A 4,553-nucleotide genomic window follows, 5' to 3' on the forward strand; every position below is an offset into this window, starting at 1 on the left:
GGCGTCGGCGGCCCGGACCTCGACGGCCGGGACGGTCCGCTCCTCGGCCGGCAGGACGCGCCGACGGCGGCCGGGCATCCCGAGGGTCGGATTGGCGACGCCCCAGGCCGCGCCCTTGCACACGAGCTCCTTGTAGACCGCCGCGATCCGGCCGGTCAGCGCCGCGTCCTTGGCGCGGTCGTCGGCGGTGACGTACTGGATGAGCCCCTCCTTGCGCCCGAGCGAGACGCACTGGTTGAAGTAGCGCAGTGCCGTCTTCGGGAGCTTCCCTCCGGTGAGCCGGGCCGCGATGGAGTCGGCGGCCTGCCACGCGGTGGGGACGCCGCTGGCGCAGGACATCCGCAGCGGCGTGCCGCCGTCCCCCATGGCCAGGGCCGCGTCGCCCACCGCGTAGACGTCCGGGTGCGACACCGAGCGCATGGTGCCGTCGACCACGATCTGCCCCGTCCCGCCGGTCTCCAGGGCGCTGGCCCCGGCGATCGGGTGGACCGCGAAGCCGGTGGTCCACACGGTCACGGCGGCCGGCAGGCTCGCGCCGTCGGCCGTGGTGACGTGGTCGGCCGCCACGGCGGTGACGGCCGCGTGCTCGTGGACGGTGACGCCCAGGCCGTCGAGGACCTTGTGCAGGTGCGCGCGTCCCTTCGGGGAAAGCCAGTCACCCAGGGAGCCCCGGACGGCGAGCGAGACGGCGAGGTGCGGGTGCGACTCGGCGATCTCGGTGGCCGCCTCCAGTCCGGTGAGGCCACCGCCGACGACGGTCACGCTCTCCCCCGCCCCGAGCGCCGCCAGCCGCTCGCGGAGCCTGAGGGCTCCGGCCCTGCTCGCGATCTCGTGGGCGTGCTCCGTGACGCCGGGGACGCCGTGGTCGTCCCAGCCGCTGCCGAGGGCGTACACCAGGGTGTCGTAGCCGAGTTCCTTCGTGCCGCCGTCCGCTCCGCCGCCGGAGACCTCGACGGTGTGGCGGTCGACGTCGATCCCGGTGACCTCGGCGACCTCCAGCCGCACGCCGGTGCCCTTGAACATCTCGCTGAAGGGACGGCTCCTCAGTTCCTGGCCCGTCGCGAGCTGGTGCATCCGGACCCGCTCGACGAAGTCGGGCGCGGCGTTGACGAGCGTGATGCTCACGTCGTCCGGGTGCAGCCTCCTGGCGAGCCGGCCGGCAGCGACGGCTCCCGTGTATCCGGCGCCGAGGACGATGATGCGGTGCTGCATTTCCCTGCTCCTGTCTGCGAGGTCCATGACCCGTTCGCGGGCCGGTACGCCTCTTGAACCGGACAGCTCGCGATTTCCTGACAGAACAGGAAAGTGATCCGGGTCACACCTGAGCGGGACGTGGCGGCGCGCGTCAGAAGGCGTGGAACAAGGGTTCCCCGTGGCCGCCCTCCGCCCAGCGCCGGGTGGCGCGGCCGAGCTTGTCGGGGTTGACCTGACTGCGGAACGCCGCGATGCCCTCGGGGGTGACCTCCAGGCACACGATCCCGACGACGCGCCCCTCGACGACCGCCACGACGGCGGGCTCGCCGTTGGCCGTTGTGGCGTGGATCTCGGGCGAGCCACCGACGATCGCCCGCTTGGCCTGGGCCGGCCTGAACAGGCCCCACATGAACTTGGCGACCGCCCGCGCGCCCTCGAACGCCTTGGCCCGCGCCGGGACCTTGCCGCCGCCGTCCCCGACCGCGACGGCGTCGTCGGTCAGCAAGCGCAGCAGACCGTCGTACTTCCCGCTCGTCGCCGCCGTCAGGAATTCCTCGGCGATGCGCCGCGCCGCCGTCCCGTCGACCTCGGTGCGGGTGCGGCCCTGCGCCAGGTGCCGCTTCGCGCGGTGGAAGATCTGCTGGCTGGCCGCCTCGCCGATGTCGAGGATGTCGGCGATCTCCCGGTGGGAGTGCCCGAACGCTTCCCGCAGCACGTACACCGCGCGCTCGTTCGGGGACAGCCGCTCCATCAGCGTCATCACCGCGTACGAGACCGATTCCCGCTGCTCCACCGTCTCGGCGGGGCCCAGCATCGGGTCGCCCTCCAGCAGCGGCTCGGGCAGCCATTGGCCGACGTAGGTCTCGCGGCGGGCGCGGGCCGAGGTGAGCTGGTTCAGGCACAGCCGCGTGAGCACCTTGGTCAGCCACGCCTCGGGGACCTCGATGCGCCGGGGATCGGCGGCGTGCCAGCGCAGGAACGTTTCCTGCACGGCGTCCTCGGCGTCGCTCGAGGACCCCAGCAGCCGGTAGGCGATGGCCCCCAGCCGGGGCCTCGCGAGCTCGAACCTGTCCACGTCCTCGGCGGTCAGCGGCATGCCCCGATGCTATCCGTCACCCCACGCGCGCCGCAGGTCGCGTGCGGCCGGCGCCCGGCGGCACGCGCTCGAGCACCTCACGGCACCGGCGGTCGGCCCCCTCCGAGTGGCACCGGCGGACCGCCCGGCCTTGACTGGTCGCACGGCGAGCACCCGAGGCCCCTTCGGCCGGGCAGACCTCCGACCGGGGCCCGGCTCACGAGCGGGACCGGAGGCCCGACGCCGGAGCCGTCGCGGCGCAGAGCCCGACTCCCGAGATCCGACGCCCGACGCCCGACACCCGACGCCCGAAGGGACGACGTGATGGCCCCCGCCTTCGACCCGACCCGCGTGGCCCACCTCGCCGGCCGCTTCGCCCCCGTCACGGCGGAGGTCGACGCGGCGGACTGCGAGGTCACCGGTGAGCTGCCCCACGACCTGGACGGCGTCTACCTGCGCAACGGGCCCAACCCCCGGTTCACCCCCATCGGCAGCTATCTGTACCCGCTGGACGGCGACGGCATGATCCACGGGGTGTGGCTGTCGGAGGGCCGCGCCCGTTACCGCAACCGCTTCGTCCGCACGCCGGCGATGGTCGCCGAGGAGAGGGCCGGGCACGCCCTGTGGGGCGGGCTGGAGTCCATGATCCTGCCGGGTCCCGACGAGGTGGGCGAGGAGCTGGCCAACACGTTCAAGCCGCTGCCGGACATCAATGTCGTCCGGCACGCCGGCCGTCTGCTGGCCCTCGCCGAGTCGGACTGTCCGTTCCACATGAGCCCCGGGCTCGACACCCTCGGCAAGGAGACGTTCGACGGACGCCTGCCGGCCGGCATCACCGCGCACCCCAAGATCGACCCGGTGACCGGTGAGATGGCCGTCTTCTGCTACGCCCTCGACCCGCCCTACCTCACCTGGTCGGTGATCGGCCCCGACGGTGTGGTGCGCCGGGGGCCGACCACCGTGGAGGGGGTGGACGAGCCGCGGATGATCCACGACATGGCCCTCACCGAGCGGTACCTGGTGATCACCCTGGCTCCGGCGTTCTTCGACATCGCCGCCGCGATGAACGGCGGTTCCTTCGTGGACTGGCGCCCGGAGCGGGGCACCCGCGTCGCCCTGATCCCCCGCGACGGCGGACCGGTGCGCTGGGCCGACGACGAGCCGTACTGGCTGTGGCACACGGTCAACGCCTACGACGACCCCGCCGACGGCCGGGTCGTCCTCGACTACGTCCAGTGGCCCCGACTCGCCCTCGGCCCCGGCGCCGGCTCCCCCGACCACCACCGTGCGCGCACCGCCGACCAGCACGGCCTGGCCCGCGCCGTGATCGATCCGGCCGCCGGAAGCATGCGGCGCACCCTGCTGGACGACGCGCGCGTCGAACTGCCGAGGATCGACGACCGCGTCGTCGGACGCACCCACCGGCGGCTGGCCGTCGCGGCCGACAGCGGGCGCGCCGAGGGCCTGCTGCCCGGCGAGTACGACGCGCTGCGCTGGTACGACACGGGGAGCGACGGCGTCACCGGCACCTGGACCTGGGACGCCGGCGACCTGTCGGTCGGCGAGCCCGTCTTCGCGCCGGCCCCCGGTACGCGGGACGCCGCCCGCGGTCACTGGCTGACCTTCGCCACCGACCGCACCGACGACAGCAGTTGGCTCCTGGTACTGCCCGGCGAGGACCCCGCTGCCGGCCCCGTGGCCCGCGTCCGCATCCCCGTCCGGGTCCCCCTGGGGCTGCACGGCAGTTGGCTCCCCACCGAGGAATGACGACCGCGCCGAGGCTCCCGAGGTGCCCCGGCGCGGTCACCCTGCCGGTCGGACGGCTGGGCGGCCGGTCCCGTACGCGTCAGCCGCCCCCGCCGCGCACTAGCCCGCGTACGTCTCGAACTCGGCGATCCTCGGCGTCCCCTGGGAGCCGGTGATCTCGAAGGTGATCTTGCTCAGGCTGGTGCGCGGGAAGCTGACGACGCCCGCCGTGCTGCCGGAGGCGAGGACGGCGCCGGTGTCGTGGTTCAGCAGCCTCCAGGACCGGACGGCGCCCACGGAGCCCGACGCCTCACGGATGTTGACCTGGGACACCGCCGTGGGCGAGCCCCACTTGACCGAGACCGAGCCCGTGCTGCCGGCCGGCGACCAGTAGGTCGACAGGTTGCCGTCCCGCACGTTGCCGTAGCTGGTGCCGTCGGCCTTGCTCGAACCGTCGGCGCCTGCGCCGAGGCTGAGGTTGGTCCCGCCGGGCTGGGTCGGCGTCGTCGTCGGGGCGGGCGTCGTCGGAGCCGGGGTC

3 protein-coding genes and 1 pseudogene are annotated in these 4,553 nt (G+C 73.9%); 1 reads left to right on the forward strand and 3 read right to left on the reverse strand.

Annotation, left to right across the window (positions count from 1 at the left end):
• Both ACOV8S_RS27680 and ACOV8S_RS27685 read right to left on the reverse strand, forming a co-directional pair.
• On the reverse strand, nucleotides 1-1,212 hold a 1,212-nt coding region (locus ACOV8S_RS27680), incomplete at its 3' end, for an NAD(P)/FAD-dependent oxidoreductase (RefSeq protein ID WP_448321176.1).
• Between the two features lie 133 nt (nucleotides 1,213-1,345).
• A complete protein-coding gene (locus ACOV8S_RS27685) occupies nucleotides 1,346-2,290 on the reverse strand; it encodes an RNA polymerase sigma-70 factor (RefSeq protein ID WP_448321177.1) in 945 nt (314 codons plus the stop codon).
• Nucleotides 2,291-2,593: 303 nt separating this feature from the next.
• Between ACOV8S_RS27685 and ACOV8S_RS27690 the strand changes: the two genes are divergently transcribed.
• Nucleotides 2,594-4,036, forward strand: coding sequence for a carotenoid oxygenase family protein (locus ACOV8S_RS27690; protein WP_448321179.1), 1,443 nt, complete (start codon nucleotides 2,594-2,596; stop codon nucleotides 4,034-4,036).
• Between the two features lie 99 nt (nucleotides 4,037-4,135).
• Here ACOV8S_RS27690 and ACOV8S_RS27695 read toward each other — a convergent pair.
• Nucleotides 4,136-4,553 (reverse strand): annotated as a pseudogene (locus tag ACOV8S_RS27695) (pectate lyase); the annotation flags it as partial.

It is taken from the genome of Streptomyces sp. CO7 (assembly GCF_053474865.1).